The organism is Paraburkholderia sp., from assembly GCF_024281035.1.
GTDB lineage: Bacteria > Pseudomonadota > Gammaproteobacteria > Burkholderiales > Burkholderiaceae > Paraburkholderia.
This window is the reverse complement of the sequence record NZ_JAMXLH010000053.1, coordinates 84,821-110,342: the sequence shown is the minus strand read 5'-3', so window position 1 is coordinate 110,342 and position 25,522 is coordinate 84,821. Positions and strand designations below refer to the sequence as shown.

At 63.7% G+C, this 25,522-nt stretch carries 25 protein-coding genes; 14 read left to right on the top strand and 11 right to left on the bottom strand.

Translation table 11 applies throughout. The features are described 5' to 3' along the window. Positions 1 to 168: 168 nt before the first annotated feature. Positions 169 to 768 carry a phospholipid-binding protein MlaC gene (locus tag Q0L30_RS18845; protein ID WP_296659645.1) on the top strand — a complete coding sequence of 200 codons (600 nt, stop codon included), beginning with the start codon at positions 169 to 171 and terminating at the stop codon, positions 766 to 768. Positions 769 to 846: 78 nt separating this feature from the next. Here Q0L30_RS18845 and Q0L30_RS18840 read toward each other — a convergent pair whose 3' ends face one another. Together Q0L30_RS18840 and Q0L30_RS18835 are read right to left on the bottom strand one after the other, a co-directional pair. Continuing rightward, positions 847 to 1,485: a response regulator transcription factor gene (locus Q0L30_RS18840; RefSeq protein WP_296659643.1), complete on the bottom strand. Its 639-nt coding sequence runs from the start codon at positions 1,483 to 1,485 to the stop codon at positions 847 to 849. A 13-nt stretch (positions 1,486 to 1,498) separates the two neighbouring features. Then, on the bottom strand, positions 1,499 to 2,938 hold the full coding sequence (locus Q0L30_RS18835) for a cache domain-containing protein (RefSeq protein WP_296659642.1): 1,440 nt from the start codon (positions 2,936 to 2,938) through the stop codon (positions 1,499 to 1,501). Between the two features lie 274 nt (positions 2,939 to 3,212). Here Q0L30_RS18835 and Q0L30_RS18830 point away from each other — a divergent pair, with 274 nt between their 5' ends. Together Q0L30_RS18830 and Q0L30_RS18825 are read left to right on the top strand one after the other, a co-directional pair. Beyond that, positions 3,213 to 5,297 (top strand): carbon starvation CstA family protein, encoded by a 2,085-nt coding sequence (locus tag Q0L30_RS18830; protein WP_296659639.1) that lies wholly within the window; start codon positions 3,213 to 3,215, stop codon positions 5,295 to 5,297. 13 nt (positions 5,298 to 5,310) lie between these two features. Continuing rightward, positions 5,311 to 5,517 carry a YbdD/YjiX family protein gene (locus Q0L30_RS18825; RefSeq protein WP_293034429.1) on the top strand — a complete coding sequence of 69 codons (207 nt, stop codon included), beginning with the start codon at positions 5,311 to 5,313 and terminating at the stop codon, positions 5,515 to 5,517. 202 nt (positions 5,518 to 5,719) lie between these two features. On the opposite strand, the gene hpnH is transcribed toward Q0L30_RS18825, so the two are convergent. Both hpnH and ispH read right to left on the bottom strand, forming a co-directional pair. Beyond that, positions 5,720 to 6,880 carry an adenosyl-hopene transferase HpnH gene (hpnH, locus tag Q0L30_RS18820; RefSeq protein ID WP_296659635.1) on the bottom strand — a complete coding sequence of 387 codons (1,161 nt, stop codon included), beginning with the start codon at positions 6,878 to 6,880 and terminating at the stop codon, positions 5,720 to 5,722. 11 nt (positions 6,881 to 6,891) lie between these two features. Further along, positions 6,892 to 7,836 carry a 4-hydroxy-3-methylbut-2-enyl diphosphate reductase gene (gene ispH / locus Q0L30_RS18815; RefSeq protein ID WP_296659632.1) on the bottom strand — a complete coding sequence of 315 codons (945 nt, stop codon included), beginning with the start codon at positions 7,834 to 7,836 and terminating at the stop codon, positions 6,892 to 6,894. Between the two features lie 527 nt (positions 7,837 to 8,363). Between ispH and Q0L30_RS18810 the strand changes: the two genes are divergently transcribed. Continuing rightward, positions 8,364 to 9,542 carry a glycosyltransferase gene (locus Q0L30_RS18810; protein WP_296659630.1) on the top strand — a complete coding sequence of 393 codons (1,179 nt, stop codon included), beginning with the start codon at positions 8,364 to 8,366 and terminating at the stop codon, positions 9,540 to 9,542. Positions 9,543 to 9,682: 140 nt separating this feature from the next. On the opposite strand, the gene Q0L30_RS18805 is transcribed toward Q0L30_RS18810, so the two are convergent. Continuing rightward, the gene (locus Q0L30_RS18805; protein WP_296659628.1) at positions 9,683 to 10,288 is read right to left on the bottom strand and encodes a hypothetical protein; all 606 of its coding nucleotides are present in this window, start codon (positions 10,286 to 10,288) and stop codon (positions 9,683 to 9,685) included. Positions 10,289 to 10,490: 202 nt separating this feature from the next. Further along, positions 10,491 to 11,513 carry a hopanoid-associated sugar epimerase gene (gene hpnA, locus Q0L30_RS18800; RefSeq protein ID WP_296659626.1) on the bottom strand — a complete coding sequence of 341 codons (1,023 nt, stop codon included), beginning with the start codon at positions 11,511 to 11,513 and terminating at the stop codon, positions 10,491 to 10,493. Between the two features lie 227 nt (positions 11,514 to 11,740). Between hpnA and Q0L30_RS18795 the strand changes: the two genes are divergently transcribed. Continuing rightward, entirely contained in the window at positions 11,741 to 12,037 is a 297-nt protein-coding gene (locus Q0L30_RS18795) for an acylphosphatase (protein WP_296659623.1), read from the top strand. Positions 12,038 to 12,126: 89 nt separating this feature from the next. Here the strand turns inward: Q0L30_RS18795 and egtD are convergent, their stop codons facing one another. Then, positions 12,127 to 13,113, bottom strand: a complete 987-nt coding sequence (gene egtD, locus Q0L30_RS18790; RefSeq protein ID WP_296659621.1) for an L-histidine N(alpha)-methyltransferase — start codon at positions 13,111 to 13,113, stop codon at positions 12,127 to 12,129. 432 nt (positions 13,114 to 13,545) lie between these two features. On the opposite strand from egtD, the gene rarD reads away from it, so the two are divergent. Both rarD and Q0L30_RS18780 read left to right on the top strand, forming a co-directional pair. Further along, positions 13,546 to 14,439 carry an EamA family transporter RarD gene (rarD, locus tag Q0L30_RS18785; protein ID WP_296659618.1) on the top strand — a complete coding sequence of 298 codons (894 nt, stop codon included), beginning with the start codon at positions 13,546 to 13,548 and terminating at the stop codon, positions 14,437 to 14,439. Positions 14,440 to 14,621: 182 nt separating this feature from the next. Continuing rightward, entirely contained in the window at positions 14,622 to 15,257 is a 636-nt protein-coding gene (locus Q0L30_RS18780; protein WP_296659614.1) for an HAD family hydrolase, read from the top strand. Between the two features lie 60 nt (positions 15,258 to 15,317). On the opposite strand, the gene Q0L30_RS18775 is transcribed toward Q0L30_RS18780, so the two are convergent. The 3 genes from Q0L30_RS18775 to Q0L30_RS18765 all read right to left on the bottom strand — a co-directional run bounded on the left by Q0L30_RS18775 (position 15,318) and on the right by Q0L30_RS18765 (position 17,120). After that, positions 15,318 to 15,578, bottom strand: a complete 261-nt coding sequence (locus Q0L30_RS18775) for a hypothetical protein (protein WP_296659734.1) — start codon at positions 15,576 to 15,578, stop codon at positions 15,318 to 15,320. A 94-nt stretch (positions 15,579 to 15,672) separates the two neighbouring features. Beyond that, positions 15,673 to 16,449 (bottom strand): DNA/RNA non-specific endonuclease, encoded by a 777-nt coding sequence (locus tag Q0L30_RS18770; protein WP_296659611.1) that lies wholly within the window; start codon positions 16,447 to 16,449, stop codon positions 15,673 to 15,675. Between the two features lie 311 nt (positions 16,450 to 16,760). Continuing rightward, positions 16,761 to 17,120, bottom strand: a complete 360-nt coding sequence (locus Q0L30_RS18765) for a DUF3564 domain-containing protein (RefSeq protein WP_296659609.1) — start codon at positions 17,118 to 17,120, stop codon at positions 16,761 to 16,763. 293 nt (positions 17,121 to 17,413) lie between these two features. Here Q0L30_RS18765 and Q0L30_RS18760 point away from each other — a divergent pair, with 293 nt between their 5' ends. The 3 genes from Q0L30_RS18760 (at position 17,414) to Q0L30_RS18750 (ending at position 19,974) form a co-directional block, all read left to right on the top strand. Further along, positions 17,414 to 17,836, top strand: coding sequence for a rubrerythrin family protein (locus tag Q0L30_RS18760; protein WP_293034441.1), 423 nt, complete (start codon positions 17,414 to 17,416; stop codon positions 17,834 to 17,836). Positions 17,837 to 17,979: 143 nt separating this feature from the next. After that, on the top strand, positions 17,980 to 19,335 hold the full coding sequence (locus Q0L30_RS18755; RefSeq protein ID WP_296659602.1) for a heterodisulfide reductase-related iron-sulfur binding cluster: 1,356 nt from the start codon (positions 17,980 to 17,982) through the stop codon (positions 19,333 to 19,335). A gap of 57 nt (positions 19,336 to 19,392) precedes the next feature. Continuing rightward, positions 19,393 to 19,974, top strand: coding sequence for a DUF3501 family protein (locus Q0L30_RS18750; protein WP_296659600.1), 582 nt, complete (start codon positions 19,393 to 19,395; stop codon positions 19,972 to 19,974). A 7-nt stretch (positions 19,975 to 19,981) separates the two neighbouring features. Here Q0L30_RS18750 and Q0L30_RS18745 read toward each other — a convergent pair whose 3' ends face one another. Continuing rightward, on the bottom strand, positions 19,982 to 20,455 hold the full coding sequence (locus Q0L30_RS18745; RefSeq protein WP_296659597.1) for a GNAT family N-acetyltransferase: 474 nt from the start codon (positions 20,453 to 20,455) through the stop codon (positions 19,982 to 19,984). A 479-nt stretch (positions 20,456 to 20,934) separates the two neighbouring features. On the opposite strand from Q0L30_RS18745, the gene Q0L30_RS18740 reads away from it, so the two are divergent. The 4 genes from Q0L30_RS18740 to Q0L30_RS18725 all read left to right on the top strand — a co-directional run bounded on the left by Q0L30_RS18740 (position 20,935) and on the right by Q0L30_RS18725 (position 24,993). Then, positions 20,935 to 21,597: a hypothetical protein gene (locus Q0L30_RS18740; RefSeq protein ID WP_296659595.1), complete on the top strand. Its 663-nt coding sequence runs from the start codon at positions 20,935 to 20,937 to the stop codon at positions 21,595 to 21,597. Positions 21,598 to 21,972: 375 nt separating this feature from the next. After that, positions 21,973 to 22,425, top strand: a complete 453-nt coding sequence (locus Q0L30_RS18735) for a DUF6789 family protein (protein ID WP_296659593.1) — start codon at positions 21,973 to 21,975, stop codon at positions 22,423 to 22,425. Between the two features lie 348 nt (positions 22,426 to 22,773). Further along, positions 22,774 to 23,976, top strand: a complete 1,203-nt coding sequence (locus Q0L30_RS18730; protein WP_296659590.1) for an MFS transporter — start codon at positions 22,774 to 22,776, stop codon at positions 23,974 to 23,976. A 576-nt stretch (positions 23,977 to 24,552) separates the two neighbouring features. After that, on the top strand, positions 24,553 to 24,993 hold the full coding sequence (locus Q0L30_RS18725; RefSeq protein ID WP_296659588.1) for a hypothetical protein: 441 nt from the start codon (positions 24,553 to 24,555) through the stop codon (positions 24,991 to 24,993). The last annotated feature ends 529 nt before the right edge of the window (positions 24,994 to 25,522 follow it).

Below are 25,522 nucleotides of genomic sequence, written 5' to 3'. Positions count from 1 at the left end.
AGCCCTGACGATGGCGTTGTTCTTGGCGAAGCGCATAAGTATACCGGCCTGGCTCATATGGGCGCGGCTCGCGCACATGGGTTTCGACCTTAAAGCCGTTATACTGGATCCGCCGTTCCGTAGACCCGCTGCGGTACGGCGCTTGAATCTCACTGTTCCGATGAGCGTATGAAACGTTACTTCACCGCATTTATCGCAGCCGCTTTCGTCTCGGGCGCTGCATGGGCCCAGAGTTCCCCCGATGCCACGGTCAAAGCCGCCGTGGAAGGCACTGTGAAGGCGATGCAGGCCGACCCGCAGGCGCGCGGCGGCGACATGGCCAGGATCACCCAGGTGGTCCAAACCCATTTTGTTCCGGCCACCGACTTCCAGCGCACCACGCGCATCGCCATCGGCAAGCCGTGGGCGACGGCCACGCCCGAGCAGCAGCAAAAGCTCTATGAGCAATTTCAACTCCTGCTTGTGAAGACCTACGCGGCATCGCTGTCGCAACTGCGCGATACGGCGGTGACCTTCAAGTTCCAGCCGTCCAGTACGGCTGGCGGTGCGAAGGACACGGTCGTGCAGTCGCACGTGATCAGCAGCGGCGGCGACGATGCGATCGACTATCGCCTCACGCACACGCCGACAGGCTGGAAGATCTACGACATCAACATGATGGGCGCCTGGCTGATCCAGGTGTACCAGACGCAGTTCGCCGACCAGATCGCCAAGGGCGGCATCGACGGCCTCATCAAGTTTCTCGTCGAGCACAACGCGCGCAGCTGACCGTAGCTGAGCGCAGTCGACCGCGGTCGACGTTGGCTATGCATCGAAACCGGGCGGCCGGCATGGCCGCCCGCCCGGTCATTTCCTGCGGTGTTCCACCGCAAACTTGATCAGCTCCGCCTGACCTTCGATATCGAGCTTGCGCTTGAGATTGAGCCGGTGCGTCTCCACCGTGCGCACCGAGAGCCCCGCGCGCTGCGCGATCTGCTTGCTCGATAGCCCTTCGGCGAGCGCGTCGAGGATGTCGCGCTCGCGCGGCGTCAGCCGCTCGACGGGCGTTTCCTTCGCCGATGCCTGGATCATCCGCACGCCCAGCCCCGCGCTGAAATACGTCTGCCCTGCCAGCACGGCTTCGATGGCGCGCACGATTTCCGTCGACGGCGAATCCTTCAGCACGTAGCCGCTCGCACCCGCACGCACGGCCTGGGTCACGTATTCGACGTTGTCGTGCATCGAGAGCATCAGCACGCGGATCGCCGGAAAGCGGTCGTGAAAGATGCCCGCGAGCGCGATGCCGTTCATCCCGGCCATGCCGACATCCATCAGCACGAGGTCGGGCTCGACCGTGGCGGCGAGCGCGAGCGCTTCGTCCGCGTTGCCGGCCTCGCCTGCGACCTCGAAGCCCGTGACCGCTTCGAGCCGGGCGCGCAGGCCGTCGCGCACGAGCGGATGATCGTCGACGAGTACGAGGCGCGCCCGCTTGCCAGTGTGTTTCATGATGTCTTTTTCTTTACCGGTTACTGCCTGTTCTGGATGTTGCAGCCGCGGCGCCCGCCTTGACCGGCACCCAGGCGGTGAGAACCGTATGCCCGGGACGCGAGTTGAGCGTGAACTGGCCGCCGAGCGATTCGAGCCGCTCGCGCATGTTGCGCAGCCCGAGCCCCGCGCGGGGATCGGACTGGGCATGCGCGACGTCGAAGCCGTGGCCGTTGTCGGCGACGGTCAGCGTGACGCCGCTTGCGGCCACATCGAGCGTGAGCGCCGCGCGCGCCGCGTTGGCGTGGCGCACGATGTTCGTGAGCGCCTCCTGGGCGATGCGAAAGAGGACGGTGTTCACTGTATCGGGCAATGCGGTGGTGCGCGCCTTCGACGGCTCGCCGCCGGACGAGATCGACTGGGTGAAGTCGATCTTGATGCCCGATTCCTCGCCGAACTCGCGCGTGAGTTGCTCGAGCGCCGCCGCGAGCCCGAGGTCGTCGAGCATCGACGGGCGCAGCGCGTGCGAAATGCGGCGTACTTCGCGCAGCGTTTCCGATAGACGCGTGAGCCCGGTGGCGAGCGACGCTTCGGCTGCGGGGATGCGCGTCTCGCCGCGTTCGAGCCGCGCCAGCGCCGATTCGAGCAGCAGCTTCACGGAGACGAGCATCTGGCTGATGCCGTCATGCAGTTCGCGCGAGAGCCGCGCGCGCTCCTGTTCCTGCGATTCGACCACCTGTTGCGCGAGGCGCTTGAGCTTGGCATCGGTGCTGCGGTACTCGCTCACGTTGAGCACGAGCGCGCAGAGCGCGATCACGCCGACGCCCGCAAGCGCGATCACGCCGAGCCACTGCAGTGTGCGCTCGATGTTGGCGGACGCGCGTTCGTCGATATGCCCGAGCGTCGACACTACGTCATCCATATAAATGCCGGTGCCCATCATCCAGCCCCAGCGTTCGAGCGGCACGACGAAGCCGAGCTTGGGCGCGAGCTTGCCCGTCGACGGCCGCAGCCACGTGTAGCGCACGTAGCCGCCGCCTTGCGCGGCTGTGGCAATGAGTCGCTGGATCGTGAGCGCGCCTTGCGGATCGCGCAGGTCCCAAAGGTTTTGGCCGACCAGATTCGGCTCGCGCGGATGCATCAGCGAGCGGCCATGCATGTCGTAGACGAAGAAATAGCCGTCCGGGCCGAAGTCCATTTTCTGAAGCACGGCAAGCGCTTCGCGCTGGCGCGCGGCGACTTCGGCGGGCGAAGCGTCGCGGCTCGCATTGTAGAGCGGCGCGATCGCACTCGTTGCGAGTTCAACGTAATGACGCAGCTCGAGTTCCTTGCTCGACAGGTAGGCGTTCTGCATCGTCGCGTGCTGCGTCTGCGCAAGCGCGGTGGCCTGCTGGCGCACGCCGATCCCGATGCCGGCAATCGCCGCCAGAAACGGCACGACCGCGAGCAAAAAGATCTTCGTTTTGAGAGTCATTGTCATTTGACAGGTTCTACGTAATTCCACGTAGAGTGCTTACGTAGTTGTGCGCTTGTCGTATGAATTGCGAAAGCGAATACTACACGGCCAAAGCATGGCACAACTGCGTCATGCAATGCGCCGCCGGTTCACAGCGAAATTCACAACGCGATTCACAGCGAACTTCGCAACGAGATTCGCAACGAGATTCGCAACGATTTCCGGTGGATCGAAGGCGCTACGTAACCGGTCCTCGAGCCGGTAATTCTTATAAGTACAAACAGGAGACACCATGAGTCGGGTATCCAGTTTCGTTGTGTGGACAGCCATCGCGCTGCTAGGTGCGTTCGCGTTCGGCACCATCGCGCTCGCGCACGGCGAGCGTGTCAGCGCATTGTGGATCGTGATTTGCGCGATCTGCGTTTATTTGATCGGTTACCGTTTCTACAGCCGCTTCATCGCCAGCACCGTGCTTCAGCTCGACGGCCTGCGCATGACGCCGGCCGTGCGTCACAACGACGGGCTCGACTACGTGCCCACCAACAAATACGTGCTGTTCGGCCACCATTTCGCGGCGATTGCGGGCGCAGGCCCGCTGGTCGGCCCGGTGCTGGCCGCGCAAATGGGCTACATGCCCGGCATGCTGTGGATTCTCGCGGGCGTCGTGTTCGCGGGCGCCGTGCAGGACTTCGTGGTGCTGTTCCTGTCCACGCGCCGCGACGGCCGCTCGCTCGGCGACCTCGTGAAGATGGAACTGGGACCGGTGCCCGGCGTGATCGCGCTGTTCGGCACGTTCCTGATCATGATCATCATTCTCGCGGTGCTCGCGCTGATCGTCGTGAAGGCGCTGACGAACTCGCCGTGGGGCACGTTCACCGTCGCCGCGACGATTCCCATCGCGATCTTCATGGGCCTGTACGTCCGCTATATCCGTCCGGGCAAGATCGGCGAGATCTCGATCATCGGCTTCATCCTGCTGATGGCGTCGATCGCGTTCGGCCAGGTCGTGCACGATTCGCCGACGCTCGCCGCCTGGTTCACGTTCACGGGCACGCAGCTCACGTGGATCCTGATCGGCTACGGCTTCATCGCTTCGGTGCTGCCGGTGTGGCTGCTGCTCGCCCCGCGCGACTATCTCTCGACGTTCCTGAAGATCGGCACGATCCTCGCGCTCGCGATCGGCATTCTGATCGTTGCGCCGGAACTCAAGATGCCGGCCTTCACGAAGTTCATCGACGGCTCGGGCCCGGTCTGGTCGGGCAACCTGTTCCCGTTCCTCTTCATCACGATCGCGTGCGGTTCGGTGTCCGGTTTCCACGCGCTGATCTCGTCGGGCACGACGCCCAAGATGCTCGATAACGAAACCAACGCGCGCTTCATCGGTTACGGCGCGATGCTGATGGAATCGTTCGTCGCGATCATGGCGCTGGTCGCCGCTTCGGTGATCGAGCCGGGCGTGTACTTCGCGATGAACGCACCGCTCGCCGTGCTCGGCGCGACGCCGGACGCGGTTGCGCACACGGTCGGCCAGTGGGGCTTCGTGCTGACGCCGGAGATGCTCACGCACACCGCGCAGGCGGTTGGCGAGACAACCATCGTCGCGCGCGCCGGCGGCGCTCCGACGCTCGCGGTCGGCATGGCGCAGATCCTGCACCAGGTGATCGGCGGCGAAGCGATGATGGCCTTCTGGTACCACTTCGCGATCCTCTTCGAAGCACTCTTCATCCTGACCGCCGTCGACGCAGGCACGCGTGCAGGCCGCTTCATGCTGCAGGATCTGCTCGGCACGTTCCATCCGTCGCTCAAGCGCACGGACTCGTTGCCGGCCAACCTGGTTGCCACCGCATTGTGCGTGGCCGCGTGGGGCTACTTCCTGTATCAGGGCGTGGTCGATCCGCTCGGCGGCATCAACACGCTGTGGCCGCTCTTCGGCATCTCGAACCAGATGCTGGCGGGCATTGCGCTGACGCTCGCAACCGTCGTGCTCTTCAAGATGAAGCGCGAGAAGTTCGCGTGGGTCACGGGCCTGCCGACGCTGTGGCTGCTCATCTGCACGCTGACGGCCGGCTGGCAAAAGATTTTCGACAGCAACCCGAAGGTGAGCTTCGTTGCGCACGCACAGAAGTTGTCGGCGGCGCTCGCTGAAGGCAAAATCGTCGGACCGGCGAAGACGGTCGAGCAAATGCAGCGCATGATCTTCAACGACTACGTCGATGCGGCACTCTCGGGTCTCTTCATCGTGGTGGTGGTGAGCATCGTCGTGTATGGCCTGATTGCGATTGCACGTGCACGCCGCATCAACCATCCGACGGTTCAGGAAACGCCGTTCGAACCGATGCCGGCCGATGCGGGCATCGCACAGCGCGCGGCACACTAAGGGCGAGGCGCATATGTTCTCGGAACTTCGCGACAACGTGCAGACGGCTGGCCGCTATCTGGGCCAGGCGATGCGTCTGATGATCGGTCTGCCGGACTACGAAGGCTACGTCGAGCATATGCGCGCGACGCATCCGGATCGTCCGGTGATGACGTACGAAGAATTCTTCCGCGAGCGGCAGGACGCGCGATATGCGTCCCGCACCGGCAAGTGCTGCTGAACCTGCGCTGTTGAAGCGCCGCCGGGCTACACGGCGCGCGTAGCGTACGCTACGAAGGCGCAACGGGTGGATTGCCCGTTGCGCCTTTTTTTATTGCGGCGCGGGCTCTCGTGGCTGCAGCGTGCTCAAAAAGAGAAAGGGCGTAACGGCTTGAGCCGTTACGCCCTTGTATGAAGCAGCACGGGCGCACGCGCCCGGGCTATCAAACGTCCTGATGCGCGGCGACGGTCACTGCCTTGCCCGACTTCACGGCCTTCTTGATTTCGTCGAGCTTGATCTCGACGTGGCGCGAGAACATGTATTCGGCAGGGCGCTGGTTGTCGAGCGGGATGTCCTTCGCGAACGCGCCTTCGGTGCGCGGGCCGCTCCTCGAAATCCTGAACGCCTTGAGCGGATGCGCGACGGTGTCCATCACGGCCGTGGCTTCGAAGCCGCAGTGGACCATGCAGTCGGCGCACTTCTCGTAGTTGCCGGTGCCGTACTTTTCCCACTCGGTCGTTTCCATCAGTTCCTTGAAGGTCTTCACGTAACCTTCGCCGACCAGATAGCACGGCTTTTGCCAGCCGAACACCGTGCGCGCCGGGTTGCCCCACGGCGTGCATTCATAGGTCTGGTTGCCCGCGAGGAAGTCGAGGAACAGGCCCGACTGGCTGAACGACCAGTTCTTGCCGTTGTTGCCGCGCTTGAAGATTTCGCGGAACAACTGCTTGGTCTTGTCGCGGTTCAGGAAGTGCTGCTGATCCGGCGCGCGCTCGTACGCGTAGCCCGGCGAGACGGTGATGCCGTCCACGCCCATCGGCCCCAGCGTATCGAAGAACTTCGCCACGCGCTCGGGAATCGCGTCGTTGAACAGCGTGCAGTTGATGTTCACGCGGAAGCCGCGGCGCTTCGCTTCCTTGATCGCCGCGACGGCCTTGTCGTACACGCCGGTTTGCGAGACCGAGTGGTCGTGCGTTTCGCGGTCGCCGTCGAGGTGAACCGACCAGACGAAGTACGGGCTCGGCTCGTACTCGTCCATCTTCTTTTCCATCAGCAGCGCGTTCGTGCACAGGTACACGAACTTCTTGCGCGCCATGATGCCCTTGACGATCTCCGGCATGTCCTTGTGCAGGAGCGGCTCGCCGCCTGCGATGGACACGACCGGCGCGCCGCACTCGTCGACGGCTTCGAGGCATTCCTGCAGCGACAGGCGCAGGTTCAGGATGGGATCGGGATAGTCGATCTTGCCGCAGCCGTTACATTCGAGATTGCAGCGGAACAGCGGCTCGAGCATGAGCGCGAGCGGGTAGCGTTTGTTGCCGCTGAAATGCTGGCGAGTGATATAGGCGCCAACGCGGACTTTCTGGAGCAGCGGAATAGACAAGAGTGTCCTCCTTAAACTTCGCGTTCGACGAGTGGCTTCAACAGCTTCGACGGCAGCTTGAATTCGACTTTTTCTTCACGGCCCGCCATCGTCGACACCTCGACAGGCCCCAACGCGCGCAGCGCGTCGATCACGTTTTCAACCATCTCTTCCGGCGCCGACGCGCCGGCCGTCAGGCCCACCGTCGTCACGCCGTCGAACCACTCGGGCTTGATCTCCGAGCCGTCGGCGACGAGATAGCTCGCCACGCCCGACTCGCTGCCGATCTCGCGCAGACGGTTCGAGTTCGAGCTGTTCGTTGCGCCCACCACGAGCAGCACGTCCACGTGCGTGGACAGCTCGCGCACCGCGGCCTGGCGGTTCTGCGTCGCGTAGCAGATGTCGCGCGTGTCCGGGCCGACGATGTCCGAGAAGCGCGCAACCAGCGCATTGATGACGCCGCGCGTGTCGTCGACGGAGAGCGTGGTCTGCGTGACGTATGCGAGCGGCGCATCGAGCGGCAGGTCGAGCTTCGCGACATCGGCCTCGCTCTGCACGAGCAGCACGGTGCCTTCGATCTGGCCGATCGTGCCTTCCACTTCCGGGTGCCCGGCGTGGCCGATCAGGATCAGCGTGCGGCCCTGGGCGACGTACTGGCGGCCCTGCACGTGGACTTTCGTCACGAGCGGGCAGGTGGCGTCGAGCACGTCGAGGCTGCGCACTTGCGCAGCCTGTTCGACTTTCTTCGCAACACCGTGCGCGCTGAAAATCGCGACGGCGCCGGTGGGCACTTCATCGAGTTCTTCTACGAAATGCGCGCCTTTATTGCGCAGGTTTTCGACCACATGACGATTGTGGACAATTTCGTGCCGAACGTAGACGGGTGCGCCGTGCTTCAGCAATGCGCGATCGACGATTTCGATAGCGCGGACAACCCCCGCACAAAAGCCGCGGGGCTGGGCAAGGATGACTCGCATGGGATGGCGAACTCCGGCTGACGCGGGTACCGAAGAAACCGGTAAGAGTGACTTGATCGCCGCGACCATCATATTAATTACGTGCATAAGTCCAGCCAGGGTAGGCCGGACCGAAACTAGACGCGCATTTTAACCCCTTCGCCGCCCATTTGCTGCGTAACCCCTTCGCCGCTCGTTTGCTGTGGTGCGCGCGGTACAGAGACGGCGGCGGACGCCGTGCGGCGGGCGCAAGTGAAGGCTGTTTGTCAGGATTTCGACGCCGCGCGGCGCTGCAACATGGCGCCGGAACCCTTACACTAGCGGGTCCACCCGGGAGCCAGGCGTGGGTAACACGGGACTCGCCGGGCCTCATCCGGGACTCTCCCGGGACTCACCCAGACCCGGCGCTGGCGACTTGACCCCATTCTGGACGCTGTGATGGAAGTCGACCACTACGACAACTTGCCGCTCGTGCGGCGCCTGCCGGGCCGCTTCGGGCACGCGCCATGCCGCGTCGTGCGCACGCCGTCGATCGAGAGCAACAACGCATGATGACGACCATCCTGTTTGTCCTGTCCGGTCTTTCCCTGCTGATCTGGATCGTCTTGCTGCTCGCGCGCGGCGGCTTCTGGCGCGCGCGGCCTGCCGCGCCGCTGCCGCTCGTCGAGCCCGCGCAGGGCTGGCCCGCCGTCTGCGCCGTGGTGCCCGCCCGCAACGAGGCGGACGCAATCGGCGAAGCCGTGAGCTCGCTTCTCACGCAGGATTACGCGGGCGATTTCCACGTGATCGTGATCGACGATCACAGCACCGACGGCACCGCCGAAGCCGCGCGCGCCGCGGCGCTGGCGCTGCAGTGCCCGGAAAAGCTCTCGGTCGTGGCGGCCAAGCCGCTGCCCGCGGGCTGGTCCGGCAAGGTGTGGGCGCAATCGCAGGGGATCGAGGCCGTGCACACGCTCGGACTCGATGCGGACTATCTGCTGCTCACCGACGCGGACATCGGCCATCCCGCCGACGCGCTCGCGCAACTCATCGTGCGCGCGCAGGCCGAAGGGCGCGACCTCGTTTCGCTGATGGTGCGGCTGCGCTGCGACTCGTTCTGGGAAAAGGCGCTGATTCCGGCATTCGTGTTTTTCTTCGCGAAACTGTACCCGTTTTCGTGGGTCAACAATCCGCGCAACAAGACGGCCGCCGCGGCGGGCGGCTGCATGCTCGTGCGCCGCAAGGCGCTGGAGGAGGCGGGCGGCATCGAGTCGATCCGCGCCGAACTCATCGACGATTGCAGCCTCGCCGCGCGCATCAAGCATCGCGGCGACGGACATCATCCGATCCGGCTCGATGTCGCTGCGAAAAGCGTGTCGCTGCGCCCTTACGATTCGTGGCGCGATATCTGGAACATGATCGCGCGCACCGCGTTCACGCAGCTGCACTATTCCGCGTGGCAGCTTGGCGGGACGATTCTCGGCATGACGGTCATCTATCTCACGCCGCCCGTGGTGGCGCTCGTGCTCGGTGCGGCGGGTTGGCCGGCGTGGATCGCATGGGCGCTCATGTGCTGCGCCTATGCGCCCATGCTCGCGTACTATCGCCGCTCGCCGCTGTGGGCGCCGTTCCTGCCGCTCGTCGCGCTGTTCTATGTGGGCGCGACGTTCGCCTCCGCGTGGCGCTTCTGGCGCGGCAAGGGCGGGCAATGGAAGGCGCGCGTGCAGGCGCCCGCACAGGGGCGCTGAGCGAATCGCTCGCGCTTGGTGCTTGCGCTGCTTGCGCAGCTGTCAACTGGCTGGCGCAAAAAAGAAAAGCCGTCGCTTCATGCGACGGCTTTTCTATTTCGGCCTGCGGATCAGCACGCGGCTCGATGCGCAAGCGCGAATCAGCGTTGCGTGAGCATCATGTACATCTCGACGACCGTCTCCGGCGAAAACGTGAACGGCACCCAGCCGTGGCCCGTATGGCGCAGCACCAGCAGGCGGTCGCCGTTCGGCTGTTTCTGCACGGCCATGACCGGATTTTTCGTCGACACGAAACGCCAGCCACCCGGAATGCCGGGCGGCACCTCGGGTTCCATCGACGCGCGCGCGTTCGACAGTTCCTCGATCATTTGCGCGACCTGAAGCGGATGCAGCGTCACCGTCTGGTCGCCGATCGTCATCGTGATGGCGTTCTGCGACGGACGGGCGAGATTCAGCGTCGGCCCGGCGGGTTCGGCGGCGACAGGTTCAGCGGCGGTGGATTCGGCAGCGACGGATTCGGCGGCGACGGATTCGGCGGCGACGGATTCAGCGGCGACAGGTTCAGCAGCCGTGGCTTCGGGCTGCGCTTCGGCTGCAACGGCGGTCTTCGCCGCATCCGCCGTTGCTTCCGCAACAGGTTGGTCCGCGTTCGCCGCCTCTTCCGTGCACGCGGCGTGCGAGGTGGCGGCCACGAGGAGTTGATCGACAGCGGCTTCGAGCGCGCCGATCTGGTCGTGTAGATTCATGCGAGGCTTCTCAGGTAAGGCTTGGGATTTTACCCACAGCACGCATGAATTGACCTTCCAGCGTTGCACGCATGTCGCAACAAAAGTTGTAACAAAATGCGAATTCGCCGGAAAAAACACCGGGAAAACCGGCACGAAAAAAGTGCCGGATAAAGCCGTGCGAATGCGTCGCGCCCGGTTATGCGCTCATTTACACGCTCAGTTACGCGCGCAGTTTTGCATTCAAATAGCCCGCTTGCCTGAACCAGTCGAGCGCGTCTTTCAGGCCTTCGCGATACGGCCGCGCGCGATAGCCGAGTTCGCGCTCCGCCTTCGCCGACGTGAAATACATCTTGTTCTTCGACATCTTCAGCGCGTCGACGGTGACGAACGGCTCACGCTTCGTGAAGCGCGCGACGGCTTCCGCGCCGAGCGCCAGCGGATAGAGCGGCCAGCGCGGCAGTGCGATGGTCGGCGGCTTGCGGTCGACCATGCCCGCGATATCGGCGAGCATCTGCTGCAGCGGCAGATTTTCGCCGCCGAGGATATAGCGCTCGCCGATGCGCCCGCGCTCCAGCGCGAGAAAATGACCGTTCGCGACGTCGTCGACGTGCACGAGATTCAGGCCCGTATCGACGAACGCGGGGATCTTGCCCGTCGCCGCCTCGACGATAATGCGGCCCGTGGGCGTCGGCTTCACGTCGCGCGGACCGATCGGCGTCGACGGATTGACGATCACGGCGGGCAGGCCGTCATTCGCGATCATGCGCTCGACCGCGCGCTCGGACAGCACCTTGCTGCGCTTGTACACGCCGATGGCCTGCTCGGCGGTGAGCGGCCGGGTTTCGTCGGAGGACGCGCCCGAACTCGTCACCTTGAGCGTCGCCACGCTGCTCGTGTAGACGATGCGTTCGACGCCCGCTTCGAGTGCCGCGCGCATGGTGGCTTCGGCCCCTTCGAGATTCGCGCGCTCGATTTCGTGCGGATCGGGTGCCCAGAGGCGGTAGTCGGCGGCGACATGGAACAGATAGCGCACGCCACGCAGGGCCGCGCGCATCGACGCGACATCGCGCATGTCGCCGGTGACGACTTCGGCGTCGAGCGTGGCGAGGTTGGTGCGCGGGCTCGTCGGGCGCACCAGCACGCGCACGGCATAGCCTTTGTCCTGCGCGATGCGGGCGACGGCCGAGCCGACGAAGCCGGATGCGCCGGTGATCAGCACGAGATCGCGTTGGTTGGCGGTCATACGGGAAGAGTTTCCTGATGGGTTGCAGTGGGGTTGCAATCGTGTTGCAAGCGGGCGGTCTTGCCGCCCGCGTCGCACGGATTGTACGTGGCGTGAGGCGTGCGTGGCGCTACGGGCCGCACGTGAGGCTGCGATCGCGTCAAGGACGCGCGGCGCTCACGCGCGATGGCGTCTACAATGCCGCGCAGATGCCAGGACTGAGCAGGACTGAACCAGGAGATTGAACGATGACCGGACCGGATCTCGATTCGCGTGTCGAAACGTATTACGTGCGCGTGCGCGGGACAGTGCAGGGCGTGGGCTTCCGGCAGGCAACCGTGCGCCAGGCGCATGCGCTGCGTATTCGCGGCTATGTCGCCAACATGGAGGACGGCTCCGTGGAAGCCGTGATTCAGGGCACGGCCAACCAGGTGGACCGCATGCTGTCGTGGCTGCGTCACGGGCCGCCTGCGGCGCGTGTCGCGGAAGTGGTCAGCGAAGAACGGGTGACCGAAAAGCGCTACGAGCGCTTCGAGCAGCACTGAACCTCACGTCGGGTGCGGAGCGGCTTGCCAGTCGATTCACGTTAATCGGCACGCCGCTCCGCAGCCCGATCCGCAAATCAAGCCGCAAATCAAGCCGACACTAGCAGGCTTTCCGCGAATCCCCACTCCTTCTCGACCCACTGATGCGCGCAGACGAAGCCCGCATCGGCGGCAATCGCGGGGATCTCGTCCGCGTGGTACTTGTGGCTGCTTTCGGTCCAGATCGTCTCGCCCGCTTCGAGCGCGACTGTGAGGTTCGCCGCGCCCACGCGCGCCTCGACGCGCCTTTTCGCGCGCAGGTGCATCTCGACGCTGCGCGCATCGCGGTTGAAGCGCGCGACATGCTCGAAGGCCGTGAGGTCGAAGCCGCCGTCGAGTTCGCGGTTGATGCGCGCGAGCAGGTTCAGGTTGAACGCGGCTGTCACGCCGATGGCGTCGTCGTAGGCTGCGAGCAGCGTCTCCACGGGCTTGATGAGGTCCGTGCCGAGCAGCAGCATATCGCCGGGCTCGAGCATCGAGCGGATCTCGCGCAGAAAGCGCGTCGCCGCGAGCCGCGCGAAATTGCCGATCGTGCTGCCGAGAAAGAGCACGCAAAGCCGCTCGCCCGCGCCGCGTTGACGGCTCACTTCGGCGAGGCCCGCGAGATAGTCGCGTTCGTAGCCGACGATCGAGATCCGCTCGATATCGGCGAGTTCGCGGCGGCACACTTGCAGCGCCGTGGGTGAAATCTCGATCGGACAATACGATGTCGGGCGCTTGAGGCACAGCGCTTCGAGAATGCGGCGCGTCTTGCGGCCGCTGCCGCTGCCGAGTTCGGCGACGGTGACGCCCGCGGGCAGCGCCTCGACGATTTCGGCGGCATAGCGCGTGAGCAGGCGGTCTTCGGAGCGCGTCAAGCCATATTCGGGCAGTACGGTGATCACCTCGAACAATGCCGAGCCGATATCGTCGTACAGATACTTCGAAGGCAACTCCTTCTGCGGCGCGTGCGTGAGGCCGTTACGGACTTCGGACGCGAAAGCGGCAAGATCGGGAGTCAGCCGGGCGGCGGCGGGGCGGGGCGCGAGTCGGCTCATGCGGGCTCCTGGTGGATTGAACGGTTGGCGGCGGGCGGCGGGCAATGGCGGCCGACGGCGGGCGGTGTGCGGCCCGGGGCGAGCGCAGCGGCCGGACGGCGGCTCCGTGGCGAGAATTACGTTCTAGTCCATCGCGGTGCAATCTGCACGGACTAATTCTGCGCGGAACCACTGCCAGTATCGCCGTGAACGAGAAAGACAGCATCGCGCGTGCCCGGCATGCCGGCGCGAGCGAACCAGACTAGAATGCCCGCTGGCGGACGGGCGCGCTGACCGCCGCAGATAACCGCACATACCTGCAGATAACCGCACATACCAATAGCCGATAACCATGACAACGAATTTACTCGCGCCCCGTGCGGTTCAGCCGGAGGGGAGACACGCTGCCTGCCTTTCCCGATTCTTGCGCATCGTCGGCACGGCTGTACGCCGATGAACCAGTACGAGCCGGGACGCGGCATTGCGCTTTCCACGGGCGCGTCGGCGCTGTTCGCGCTGATGTCGATCTATGCGCTGCTGCTCAAGCCGCTCGGCGGCCTCGATATCTTTGCGTGGCGCGTGATCTGGACGACGCCTGGCGCGCTCGGGGTTTTGCTGCTGCGCGGGCGGGGTGCGCAGTTGGGCGCACTCGCCGCGCGCATGGTCAAGGAGCCGCGCACGGCGCTTTCGCTGGCCGCGTGCGCCGCGCTGCTGGGCTCGCAGCTCTGGGTGTTTCTCTGGGCGCCGCTGCACGGGCGCGTGCTCGAAGTGTCGCTCGGCTATTTCCTGCTGCCGCTCGCGATGGTGGTGGTGGGGCGCTTCTATTATCACGAGCGGCTCGATACGCTCCAGTGGGTTTCCGTAGCGTGCGCGGCAGTCGGCGTGGCCCACGAACTCTGGGCCACGCATGCGTTTTCGTGGCCGACGCTGCTCGTGGTGTTCGGTTATCCGCCGTATTTCGTGCTGCGCCGTAAGATCAACGCGGATTCGCTCACGACCTTCGCCGTCGAGATGATTTTGTTGCTGCCCGTTGCGATTGCGTATGCGTGGGCAGGCGGGTCGTTCGCACTACTCGACGGACGCCCGTTCCTCACGTTCGCGCTGCTGCCTGGGCTGGGCGTGATCAGCACGGTCGCGCTCGCGTCTTACCTCAAGGCGAGCCGCCTGCTGCCGATGGCGCTCTTCGGCATCCTGGGCTACGTCGAGCCGGTGCTGCTCGTGATCATCTCGGTGACCGTGCTCGGCGAGCATCTGGGCGCCGGTCAGCTTGCGACTTATGTGCCGATCTGGATTGCCGTTGCGCTCACGGCGCTGCATAGCGCGCGCTATGTGCGGCTTTCGCGGTAGGACCTGGCTTGAACGCGTCGATTTGTTCACGGTTATGCAGCCGCCTGCAACCGCTTCCAACCACTTGCAACCGCTTGCAACCGCTTGCAACCGTTCACAGCCTGCGCCGACAATGACCGCGGTTTCGCCGCGCACGGCGTCAACTTTTCCTCTCACTTTTTCCGCCTTCCGGCTCCCGATTCATGAGCGACCGCGTCGTTGCCGCATTCGATTTCGATGGCACTATCACCACCACCGACAGCTTCCGCGCGTTCCTGCTCGACGCGGGCGGCCCGCTGCGCTTCGCGCTTGCAGCGGTGCGCTGCCTGCCGTGGCTAGTCGGTATCGCGCCGGGCTGGTCCGAACGCGGGCCGACCAAGGCGCGCTTCATGTACGCCATGTTCGGCCCCGTGCGGCGCGAGACGATCGAAGCGGCGGCGCAGCGTTTTGTCGATACGCGGTTGCCCGCGCTCTTGCGCCCGGAGATGCTCGCGCGCGTTCGCGAACACCAGGCGCTCGGCCATGAGGTCGTGCTCGTGAGCGCGTCGCCTTCGGTGTATCTGCGCAAATGGGCGGCGACGGTCGGCATCGGGACGGTGTTGTCGAGCGAACTGGAATGGCGTGACGGCGTTTATACGGGACGGCTCGCGGGGCTCAACTGCTGGGGGCCGGAGAAGGTCGCGCGGCTGCGCGCATGGTGGGGCGAGCGCGCGCCCGCTACGCTCTACGCGTACGGCGACAGCCGCGGCGACCGTGAAATGGCCGGGCTTGCCGATCATGCGTGGATACGCGGGACAGGGGCGCTACCGCCGCTCGTGGCCGCTGGCGGCGCGCGTTGACGGTTGCGCGGATTGAACCGATCCGGAACCGACGCTGAACCGATGCTGAATCGATGCAAATCAGGAGAACGGGTTATCGACAACGCCGGGTTTTTCATCCGGTTCGTCGGTAATTCTGGCGGGTAAATGCGGGTCCGCCTGCAAGGTCCGCACGACGCTGTCGAGCGCCGCCTTGAGCGCGAGTGCGGCCGCAAGCCCGCGCTTGTCACGCGTCAGCGCGAGCGTGCCTGAGAGCGTTACGCGCGTCGTGCCGTTCGTGAGCGTGAGCGCATCGCCCTCGACGTTGAGGACGTCGTCGTCGTTTGCGTAGGCTTCGAACACCATGTGATCCTCCTCGAACGTCCGTCATGGCGGGCAGTATGGCGAGCCGCCCGCACAGCATTTATCCGGCGCTTATCCGGCGCCGATTTGTCACTTACCCGCCCCACCTGCTCACACCGAACCCGTGCCCGTTGAACGATACCCGCGTCTGGCTGGCGGCGTTCGCGGGAATGCCGGGAAAGCTGATTCCGCTTTGCTGTTCGAGCGCGCGCACCGAGCGCACCTCGTAATGCTCGGCGGTCGTGTTGTCGGCGACGATAGCGAATGCGAGCTGCTGCGACGGCACGTACACCACCTTGAAGATCTGCGTCGGCACGAGCACGCGCGACGTGCCGATCGTCTGCAACTGCGCACCCGTGAAGAGCGGGCCGGTCACGACCCAGGTCTCGCCGTATTTCATCGTGAGCCGGCGCACGGCCGATTCGATATGCGACCACAGGCGCTGATTGTTAATACGATTCTGCGGCACGATATTTGCAAGCGAGAACGACTCCGCCATCGCCTGCTCATTCCAGCGATTGCCCGCCGGGCTCATATGGCCGCGATCGAAACCGCTGCGCTTGTAGTCGGCGAGCGTCGCGCCTTCGCCGTCCGGCAGACGCTCGTCCGCGAAGAAGCGGTTCGTGCGCGTCATGTCTTTCGCCGCTTCGAGGCGATCGCGCGTGAGATGTTCCGCGGACCACAGCGGGCCGTGGGTGATGCCCGAATGCAGTACGACGAAATCCGAGTAGCAGAGCATGCGCGTTTTCGGCGCCATGCGCGGATTCGTGAGCTTCGGGAACTGACCATCGGGGACGAAGTCGGTGCAGGCCGGCGCGGCAAATGCGTGGCTCGCGACAGCCATCAGGAGACAGGCAAACAGCTTCTTCATCGGCAGGGTAGGCAAAACGCAGGGCGGTTGAAGGCGGCCTGGAAGTATAGCGGGCACGTTCGCGCGCGGCCAGTGATGCCGTCGCGCCGCACTACGCGTGTCATGTGCGCGGCGCGGCGCTATTCGTTGGCCCGGCTCCGGTCATCGGCTGTATTCATCGGACGGATTGCGCGCGCAGGGCATGTCCGCACATGCATGCAAAACATGCACGCAAGACGCGACGCGGCGCTGTCTGGACAGCGCCGCGTGCTTGCGGATTCGAAGGTGATTCCGGGCGGAACCGAAGCGGGACTGCGCGACGCGCTGCGTCGTCAGCCCGCGAACAACGCGTGTTCGGCGTGCACGATCTGGCGGTCGACGGCTTGCAGCCGCCATTGACCTTCCATCGGCGAATGCGACGACTCGCACGACCAGGTCGCGTCGCCATGTGCAGAACTGATTTCCTGGCGGCGGTTTACATGCAAGCCGCGCAGGGTGCAAAGCGGTGAATCATCGAGCGGCGCGCACAGCGATGTCACGCCGTTCGTGTCGCGCATCTCGCCCCATTCCGGCAGGGCAATCCCATCGTGCGACTCGCGCGACCAGCGGTGCTGATCGGTGTCGAGCCACAGGACGGCGTAGTCGTGATTGACGGTCGGGTCGGAACCGTTGATCAGGATCGTAAGTCGCATGTCAGCTCCGTTAGAGCGTGTTTGGGGGTGGCAATTACTCACTGTAGGTCGCGTGCGAGCGACTGCAAGGAGGGATTCCACATATTGGGCAACGCGATGCGTTCGCAGTAGATATATATCAAGCCCTTGCTTGCGTGGCGCGGCTATCGGCGGGATTGAAAATCACAATTGGGAAGGCACCGGTCACCTCCTAGATTGATAGATGCGGCGTACCCGCATCCATGGCCTGTTGCACTGCAAGAATCGCGGGCAGCGCTGCGTCCCCACAATGACGCCGATGGAAGGAGGCACAGATGGCACAGCTAAAGGGCTCGAAGACGGAACAAAATCTCAAGGATGCATTTGCAGGCGAATCGCAGGCGAATCGCCGCTATCTTTACTTCGCGGCAAAGGCCGACGTGGAAGGCCAGAACGATGTCGCCGCGCTGTTCCGCTCGACCGCCGAAGGCGAAACGGGCCATGCGCACGGCCACCTCGAGTATCTGGAAGCGGTGGGCGACCCGGCCACCGGCCTGCCGTTCGGTTCGTCGCGGCTGAACCTCCAGTCGGCGATTGCAGGCGAAACGCACGAATACACCGACATGTATCCCGGCATGGCGAAGGTGGCGCGCGAAGAGGGCTTCGACGAAATCGCGAACTGGTTCGAGACGCTGGCGAAGGCGGAGCGCAGCCACGCGAACCGCTACACGAAGGCGCTGGACGTACTCGCGGACTGATCGCGCGACCCACGGCGCTGGGTTTGCGCCGGTTTTGTTCCGCTTTCGCGCCGGCCATGCGCCGGCGCGAGGCGAGCGTATGGCTGAATGACTGTGCTCGCGCCCCGATAACCAGAAACCAGAAACGCAGAACCGGAGACGTCATGCCCCATAAGGAAGGCAGCCTCGAAGCGCCGACGCGGCATCCGCTCGACTGGACGTCCGAAGCGTTCTATGACCCGGAAAAGCGCGACGCCGAATTGGCGCGCGTATTCGACATCTGCGCGGGGTGCCGCCGCTGCGTATCGTTGTGCGGCGCGTTTCCCGCACTGTTCGATCTCGTGGACGCGACCGATTCCGGCGAGGCGCATGACGTCGACAAATCGAAGTACGGTCAGGTGGTCGATCAGTGTTATTTGTGCGACCTCTGCTACATGACGAAATGCCCGTATGTGCCGCCGCATCCGTGGAATGTGGACTTTCCGCACCTGATGCTGCGCGCGAAAGCCATCGATTACCGCAATGGCGACGTGAAGCTGCGCGACCGTGTGCTGTCGAACACGGATACGCTTGGTTATCTCGCGGGTATTCCGGTGGTCACGCAGACCGTCAACGCCGTGAATCACACGAAGGCCATGCGCGGCGTGATGGAGGATGCGCTCGGCGTGGACCGCAAGGCGTGGCTGCCCGACTTCGCTCCGCACAAATTCCGCAGCGCAGCGAAGCGCGCGTCGGCGGACAAGGCACGCGAAGTGCGCAAGGTGCGCGATGGTGAACGCACGCCGGGCAAGGTGGCGATCTATGCGACGTGCTACGTGAATTTCAACGAGCCGGGCATCGGCCACGATCTGCTCGCGGTGCTCGATCACAACGACATCGACTGGGTGCTCGTAAAAAGCGAAGCGTGCTGCGGCATGCCGCTGCTCGAACAGGGCAATCTGGAAGGCGTGGCGAAAAAGAAAGCGCACAACATGCCGGTGCTCGCGCAATACGCGCGCGAGGGTTACGCGCTGATCGGCGCGGTGCCGAGCTGCGTGCTGATGTACAAGCATGAGCTGCCGCTCATGTTTCCCGACGATGCCGAAACGCGCGCCGTGAGCGACGCGTTCTGGGATCCGTTCGAATACTTCATTGCGCGGCATCGCGACGGCCTGCTCAAGACCGATTTCCGCGCGCCGCTCGGCAACGTGTCGTATCACGTTCCGTGCCACGCGCGCGTGCAGAACATCGGCCGCAAGACGTCCGAGCTGCTCTCGCTCGTGCCCGACACGAAGGTCAACGTGGTCGAACGTTGCTCGGGGCATGCGGGCACATTCGGTGTGAAGAAGGAATTTCACGCGATGGCGATGAAAATCGGCACACCCGTGTTCCGGCTGATGGCGGAGGGCGAGCCGCGCTTCATTGCATCGGACTGCGCGCTGGCGGGCCATCACATTGCACAGGGCATCGGCGAAATGCAGCTCGGCGAGCCGCCGCTCGCGCATCCGCTCACGCTCTTGCGCCGCGCCTATGGCATTTAGGCATTGCTGCTCATCCATTTACTGCTCACCCACTCACTGCATGATGAGGCACTGACGATGACGATCGCGAGAAATTCGCTGTTGACGCTGGAGGCTTACGCGAAGGTGCGCAACGACATGCGCGCTCGCATCATCGAACACAAGAAGCGGCGCGCCGTCGCGCTCGGCAATCACCTGACGTTCCTGTTCGAGGACGAAGCAACGATCCGCTATCAGATCCAGGAGATGCTGCACATCGAGAAGATCTTCGACGAAGACGGCATCCAGAGCGAGCTGGACGTGTATCAGCCGCTCGTACCCGATGGCAGCAACCTGAAGGCGACCATGCAGATCGAGTACAAGAACGAGATCGAGCGCCGCGCCGCGCTCGGGCGGCTCATCGGCATCGAGGACCGCGTATTCCTGCAGGTGGAGGGCGACGCGCCGGTCTACGCCATCGCCGATGAAGATCTCGAACGCGAGACCGCCGAGAAGACCTCGGCGGTGCATTTCGTGCGTTTCGAACTCACGCCTGCGATGAAGGCGCGCTTGCGCGACGGTGCGGCGCTCATGATCGGCTGCGATCATCCGAACTATCGCGTGCCGGTGCAGACAATCGACGCCGATACGCGCGCGGCGCTCGCCGCCGACCTCGACTGACGCCGCGTCACACGTCCTTGCGGTACATGACGAAGCCGGGCTTGTCGGCCACGCCGTCATAGAGGCGCATGGCCGTGTGATTCGTCTCGTGCGTGTGCCAGTAAACGCGCGATGCGTTTGCCGCCTTCGCCGCCGCGTAGACGCCTTCGATCAGCGCGCGCCCCACGCCCTTGCCGCGCTCGGATTCGGCGGTGAAGAGATCCTGCAGATAGCAGGTCGGACCTTGCAGCGTCGTGCTGCGGTGAAAAATGTAGTGCACGAGCCCGACGATGTGGCCGCCGCTGTGACCACCCCGCACGGCGACGAGTGCGTGCATCGGCTCGAGGCCGTCGAAGAAGCGCGACCACGTCGTGCGCGTGATCGCCTCCGGCAGCGCCGTCGGCCCGAAGCGGCCGTAAAAGCGGTTGTAGCCGTCCCACAGCGGCAGCCAGGCTTCGTAATCGGCGGGTGTGACGGGGCGGATTTCGACGGTATCGCTCAAGCGTGTTCTCCTCGATTTGTTCTGGGTGTGTTCCGCGGCATGCGTTGTCGCCGCTCTCCTGTCGGCGACAACGTTGAGCGTAAGCGAACTGCCGCGCCGCTGCTAGAGCCACGACCGCGCGAAGTCATGGAGCCATCGGTTGTTCGCGGCGGGTGCGGGCTGGCGAATGTGAAGCGCCGACGCTTAAGCGCCATAAATCGAGACCGCAAAAGCGCGGTCTTATATGTTATCTTTCATCCGGCTAACAATATCTCGCATAGGCGAAGGTCTGCGACATTATTCGCAGTCCACATTGATTAAATAGGGCGGGAGACGAGGGCTCTTCGGAGTCGGCGGTCATGGACGGGGCCAGCGAAGACAGGCCCCGTGATACTGGCCAGCAACCGTGGCCTCCGTCTTGCATGTCGGCCATTTATCAAGCGCCTGTTTTTGTGCCGACGTATCGTTCGGTGAACCCCGACATTCAACGTGTTTTCCTCATGCCGACCGACTATATCGCCCCTTTCGCTCTCTGGATCGTCATTCGTCACATGCGCCTCGCCGACGGCTCGCACCATACCGAGCCCGCATGGGTGCGCAGCGAGGACCATCGGGATCTGGTCGTTTTCGTTTCGCGCCTTCACGCCTATCTCTACGCCACACTGCGCAATATCGACCATACGCGCGGCGAATCGGACGGCTGGCAATGCATACCGTTGTCGGCATTCGATCTGTGCGGGTGTATTCGGGAGGCCGACGGGCCGCTCAAATGCGCCATGGCGTTCAGCTTCGAATGCGATGCAACCGGCGCACTGATCATCGCGAACGGCGCGCCGCGCCTGCGCTTCGTCGAACTCACATTCAACGTGCCCAATCCCGTCGAGGGCGCTGTTTTCAATTTCAGCCAGGGTGCCTTCGACGTCATGCGCGAACAATGGGAACACATCGGCGCCTACGATTACCCGCAATCGGTCGAGCGTATCGATGCAATGGACGACGTGACGTTCGCACATGCGCTCGGCGTCGCGCTACAGGCTGCATTGGTGACGCGCGCGGAATACGCGAGCGATCACTGGACGGTCTACGATGCTGACGCGGGATACTGGATTTCGTCGCCGGTGCGTTCGTACTCCGGCGTGCCCGCCACACGCACGGTTCACTGAATACGCGGTTCAAACCCAACGCCCGGGCGTCTGCTGAAGGAAATGGCCTTTGCACCGACGTTATCGCGCTCGGGTTCCTGGGTCGCACGCTTTTCTCATCGCCATTTTTACCTCCTCTTTCCTTCTTTTACAGCCTCTCTCGACCAGCGCCGGCATCGCGCTTTCGTCACGCGCATGCGCGTTCATGCTGTGCAGATTATCCCTGGTCCCCGTCGCATTTCGCCTGGCAACTTTCTACGGGTCGAAGTGGAAAGCGCGTAGGATTGCTGACTGAGTAGGCTTGGTGCGATCGCACAACCTGGAAAAAATCAGGCAGGGCGACGCCAGCCGGAATTTCCAGCGACGTTTCAGCGACGTTCTGCAACAGGAGGATGTATGAGCGATTCACTCGTATTCGAAAAGCCTGCCATCGGCCGAGGCGCACTGGCGGGCGTGGTGGCGACGGCGGCGTTGTCCGTGCTGATGGTGATGAAGGCGGCGATGGGGCTCATGCCCGAACTCAATCCAGTCGGCACGATTGCGAACATGCTCGGTGTGCCCGTTTCCGTGGGGTGGGTCGTGCACTTCGCGATCGGTACGATCTGGGGTATTGCGTTTGCCCTGGTGAGCCACATGCTCCCGGGTGCATTCTGGCTCAGAGGCATGCTCTTTTCCATCGCGCCCTGGTTGGCGATGATGATCGTCATGATGCCGATGGCGGGCGACGGGTTCTTCGGTCTGAATCTCGGCATGGCGGGACCGGTCATGACGCTGGTGCTGCACCTCTTTTTTGGCGCCGTCCTGGGCGCCGTGTATGGCGCACGTGCTGGCCGCATGCGGCCCGCCTGAAACGCTTCAGTACGATTCAATACGACTAAGCGCGATTAAATACGAATAAATACAACAATCGCGTTTCTGCCGCCCACGACGGCGAGCCGGGCAACGACACGATGCGCCACACAGCATCGACACAACAGATCCAGCCGCCGATTCCAGTAATGGCCGCGCTTTTCGTCGTGGCGCCTGGGGCGGGTTTGTGCCGTGGGGCAGGTTGCAGGTGCCGGATAATCATTGCTCACGCAACTTGACATCGACCGGGCTTGATGCAGTATTCGTCTATTTCAGAGCCGGAGATTTTCGCCCCGTTGAATCGGGCGATACGGGCGCCAACCATTCGAATCTCCCGAAAGCCGCCTCATGGATACCGAACCGCAAGCCAGCGTATTGCGCCAGATTCCACGCAGCGTCTGGATTCTCGGCTGCGTCAGTCTATTGATGGATGTTTCATCCGAAATCATCCATAGCCTGCTGCCGATGTTTCTCATGGCAAGCCTCGGTGCGAGCGCGGCCACGATTGGCATTATCGAGGGCATCGCCGAGGCTACCGCACCGGTCGTCAAGCTGTTTTCGGGCGCGCTGAGCGACTATCTCGGCAATCGCAAGTGGCTTGCCGTGGCGGGATATGGCCTGGGCGCATTGAGCAAGCCGCTTTTCGCTGTGGCGTCGACGGTCGGTGTCGTGGTGACAGCGCGTATCGTCGACCGGGTGGGCAAGGGGATTCGCGGCGCGCCGCGCGATGCGCTGATCGCCGATGTCACACCGTCGCAATTGCGCGGCGCGGCGTTTGGGCTACGCCAGTCGCTCGACACGGTGGGCGCTTTCCTCGGACCGTTGCTGGCCGTCCTCATCATGCTGAGGTGGGTGGACGACTTCCGCCTCGCGTTTCGGCTCGCCGTCATTCCCGGCCTCATTGCGGTTGCGCTGCTGACGTTCGGCATCAAGGAGCCTGTCTGGGAGCCCGGCGCGAAGCAGCGCAATCCGGCACGCTGGCATAACCTCAGGCAACTGGGCGCGAACTACTGGTGGGTCGTTGCGGTGGGCACTTTCTTTGCGCTCGCCCGGTTCAGCGATGCCTTTCTCGTTCTGCGCGCAATGAAAAGCGGCGTACCGGTCGCGCTGGTTCCGCTCGTGATGTTTGCGATGAATGTCGTGTTTGCGGCAGCGGCCTACCCGTTCGGAAAACTCGCCGACTCGATGAGCCACTTTCGCCTGCTGATTGCAGGGCTCGCCGTACTGATTGCCGCCGATATCGTGCTCGCCAACGCAAACCAATGGAGCATCGTGGTGGTGGGTGTCGCCATCTGGGGGCTTCACATGGGCATCACGCAGGGGTTGCTCTCCACCATGGTTTCTCGCACCGCGCCCGCGCAACTGCGCGGGACCGCGTTCGGGTTTTTCAACCTGCTGGGCGGATTGGGCACATTGGTGGCCAGTCTCGTTGCCGGTGAACTGTGGGACCGCTTCGGACCCGCCGCAACGTTTTACGCCAGCGCGGTCTTTTGTCTCGTCACTGTCGTGCTGATGTGCGTCGGCCGCGCGACTGCGTTGGGATTCGAGTAAATCGGCTATACGTATTTCGTGGTTGATTTGTCGTGTTGCGGCGTAGCGATGGCATGGGGTAGCGAGGGCTGTCGGTGTGTCTTCGTGCGGCCATCTACGGCCATTCGACCGCGCTCTCAGACGGACATTCGAACGTCGGCTCCGCCCAGACAACGGACCCTCCCCCGACGATCATGCTCGTCAAGTGATCGGCCAAAGCGGTCTTTCGGACCTCACGTAGATCACTTGGGACAAACGGCCGGTTTGCATTCTCCAGAGGTTCATTCGAGGTCGGCCACTCGTTGTTTTCGACGTGGCGGATAGGCTTCGTCCATTGCCCGCACAGCCGATGCAACGCCTTGCGACGATGACCGGCGCGATGGGTTGCTCATCGCTGCGCTGCGCCCTAGGCAAGCCCATCCCAGCCTCGAACGGGTAGCGTCTCGTCTGCACACAGCTCGGTGCCGGCAGCGTCTCCCTAAAAAGGCCGCCGGATCATTTTGTTACACCTCTTACCGAGGTGGAACCGACAAGTTACAGAGGCCTTTCGGAGGGCGGTTATACTCGGCGCCGTCCCAAAAAACGAAAGACCTTTTTATGTCGAAGAGAATCGTCCAGATAGTTGCCATTACAGCGCTCACCGCTGCGGTGTCGTTGCCGGCGGTGGCCGGCGATATGAATAACGCTTTTGGCGGCGCCCTCGGCGGCGTAGCCGGCGCTGCCCTAGGTGGCGCAGTGGGCGGCAGCACGGGTGCCGTCATTGGCGGTGCAGTCGGCGGCGGCGCCGGCGGCGCAGTCACGTCAAACCGCAGGGAACGCACGGGCGCTATCATCGGCGGCGCGGTCGGCGGCGGTGCCGGCACAGCGGCGGGCAATTCGATGGGCGGCCGCACCGGCGGCCTCGTCGGCGCGGCCGTGGGCGGCGGCGCGGGTGCAGCGCTTGGCGGCAACATCTCGCGATCCAACTCGTACGCGGACGACTACGCCCGCGGCTACCGACCGGGCAAGCGGCATCACAAGCATCACCACTATGACTAAACGGTGAGTTAAAAAACGGCGTGGTTCAATCAAACCTTAAGCTCGAAACGTCGAATAGCGGCGCAGATTGCTGCTCGCGGGCCAGTCGCCGCTAGAGCTGAAACGACGGGCATTTCATTGTCCGCTCGGTGGACGCAAGTTGCTTAGCGAGCAGGCGCCAGCCTTGGTTTCAGGCGTGACAAGATCGCTTTTCACAGCATCGAGACGAGGACGACGGCCAACCCAAGGTTGCGGGGACAGAATTTGAACCCGTGACCTTCCGGGGATGAGTGAGCCCGATGACCAGACCGCGTCATCCCGCCGCACGGAGCCTGCTGATGCTTTGACGTGCGAATGTCTTGTATTGGCGAAGCACCGGACTGGCGCCCATGCTGACTGAGTGACTCAAACGGGTCGAAATCCGTCTGCCAAGCAACGCCCGATCAACGCATCCAATTTCCGCGACGCAGAAAAATTCGTCAGTATCAGTCGCGAAATGCGGATACTCGACAAATCCAATAGCCGATCACAGTGCCAGTCAATTCGGGGC

Excerpts from the sequence above, each read along its gene's own strand:
- Q0L30_RS18770 (WP_296659611.1), bottom strand. The coding sequence starts at position 16,449 with ATGAAGAAGCTGTTTGCCTGTCTCCTGATGGCTGTCGCGAGCCACGCA.
- ispH (WP_296659632.1), bottom strand. The coding sequence starts at position 7,836 with ATGCGAGTCATCCTTGCCCAGCCCCGCGGCTTTTGTGCGGGGGTTGTC.
- Q0L30_RS18805 (WP_296659628.1), bottom strand. The coding sequence starts at position 10,288 with ATGAATCTACACGACCAGATCGGCGCGCTCGAAGCCGCTGTCGATCAA.
- Q0L30_RS18760 (WP_293034441.1), top strand. The coding sequence starts at position 17,414 with ATGGCACAGCTAAAGGGCTCGAAGACGGAACAAAATCTCAAGGATGCA.
- egtD (WP_296659621.1), bottom strand. The coding sequence starts at position 13,113 with ATGAGCCGACTCGCGCCCCGCCCCGCCGCCGCCCGGCTGACTCCCGAT.
- rarD (WP_296659618.1), top strand. The coding sequence starts at position 13,546 with ATGAACCAGTACGAGCCGGGACGCGGCATTGCGCTTTCCACGGGCGCG.
- Q0L30_RS18735 (WP_296659593.1), top strand. The coding sequence starts at position 21,973 with ATGAGCGATTCACTCGTATTCGAAAAGCCTGCCATCGGCCGAGGCGCA.
- Q0L30_RS18765 (WP_296659609.1), bottom strand. The coding sequence starts at position 17,120 with ATGCGACTTACGATCCTGATCAACGGTTCCGACCCGACCGTCAATCAC.
- Q0L30_RS18845 (WP_296659645.1), top strand. The coding sequence starts at position 169 with ATGAAACGTTACTTCACCGCATTTATCGCAGCCGCTTTCGTCTCGGGC.
- Q0L30_RS18750 (WP_296659600.1), top strand. The coding sequence starts at position 19,393 with ATGACGATCGCGAGAAATTCGCTGTTGACGCTGGAGGCTTACGCGAAG.
- Q0L30_RS18825 (WP_293034429.1), top strand. The coding sequence starts at position 5,311 with ATGTTCTCGGAACTTCGCGACAACGTGCAGACGGCTGGCCGCTATCTG.
- Q0L30_RS18755 (WP_296659602.1), top strand. The coding sequence starts at position 17,980 with ATGCCCCATAAGGAAGGCAGCCTCGAAGCGCCGACGCGGCATCCGCTC.
- hpnA (WP_296659626.1), bottom strand. The coding sequence starts at position 11,513 with ATGACCGCCAACCAACGCGATCTCGTGCTGATCACCGGCGCATCCGGC.
- Q0L30_RS18830 (WP_296659639.1), top strand. The coding sequence starts at position 3,213 with ATGAGTCGGGTATCCAGTTTCGTTGTGTGGACAGCCATCGCGCTGCTA.
- Q0L30_RS18740 (WP_296659595.1), top strand. The coding sequence starts at position 20,935 with ATGCCGACCGACTATATCGCCCCTTTCGCTCTCTGGATCGTCATTCGT.
- Q0L30_RS18795 (WP_296659623.1), top strand. The coding sequence starts at position 11,741 with ATGACCGGACCGGATCTCGATTCGCGTGTCGAAACGTATTACGTGCGC.
- Q0L30_RS18780 (WP_296659614.1), top strand. The coding sequence starts at position 14,622 with ATGAGCGACCGCGTCGTTGCCGCATTCGATTTCGATGGCACTATCACC.
- Q0L30_RS18730 (WP_296659590.1), top strand. The coding sequence starts at position 22,774 with ATGGATACCGAACCGCAAGCCAGCGTATTGCGCCAGATTCCACGCAGC.
- Q0L30_RS18840 (WP_296659643.1), bottom strand. The coding sequence starts at position 1,485 with ATGAAACACACTGGCAAGCGGGCGCGCCTCGTACTCGTCGACGATCAT.
- Q0L30_RS18810 (WP_296659630.1), top strand. The coding sequence starts at position 8,364 with ATGATGACGACCATCCTGTTTGTCCTGTCCGGTCTTTCCCTGCTGATC.
- Q0L30_RS18725 (WP_296659588.1), top strand. The coding sequence starts at position 24,553 with ATGTCGAAGAGAATCGTCCAGATAGTTGCCATTACAGCGCTCACCGCT.
- Q0L30_RS18835 (WP_296659642.1), bottom strand. The coding sequence starts at position 2,938 with ATGACTCTCAAAACGAAGATCTTTTTGCTCGCGGTCGTGCCGTTTCTG.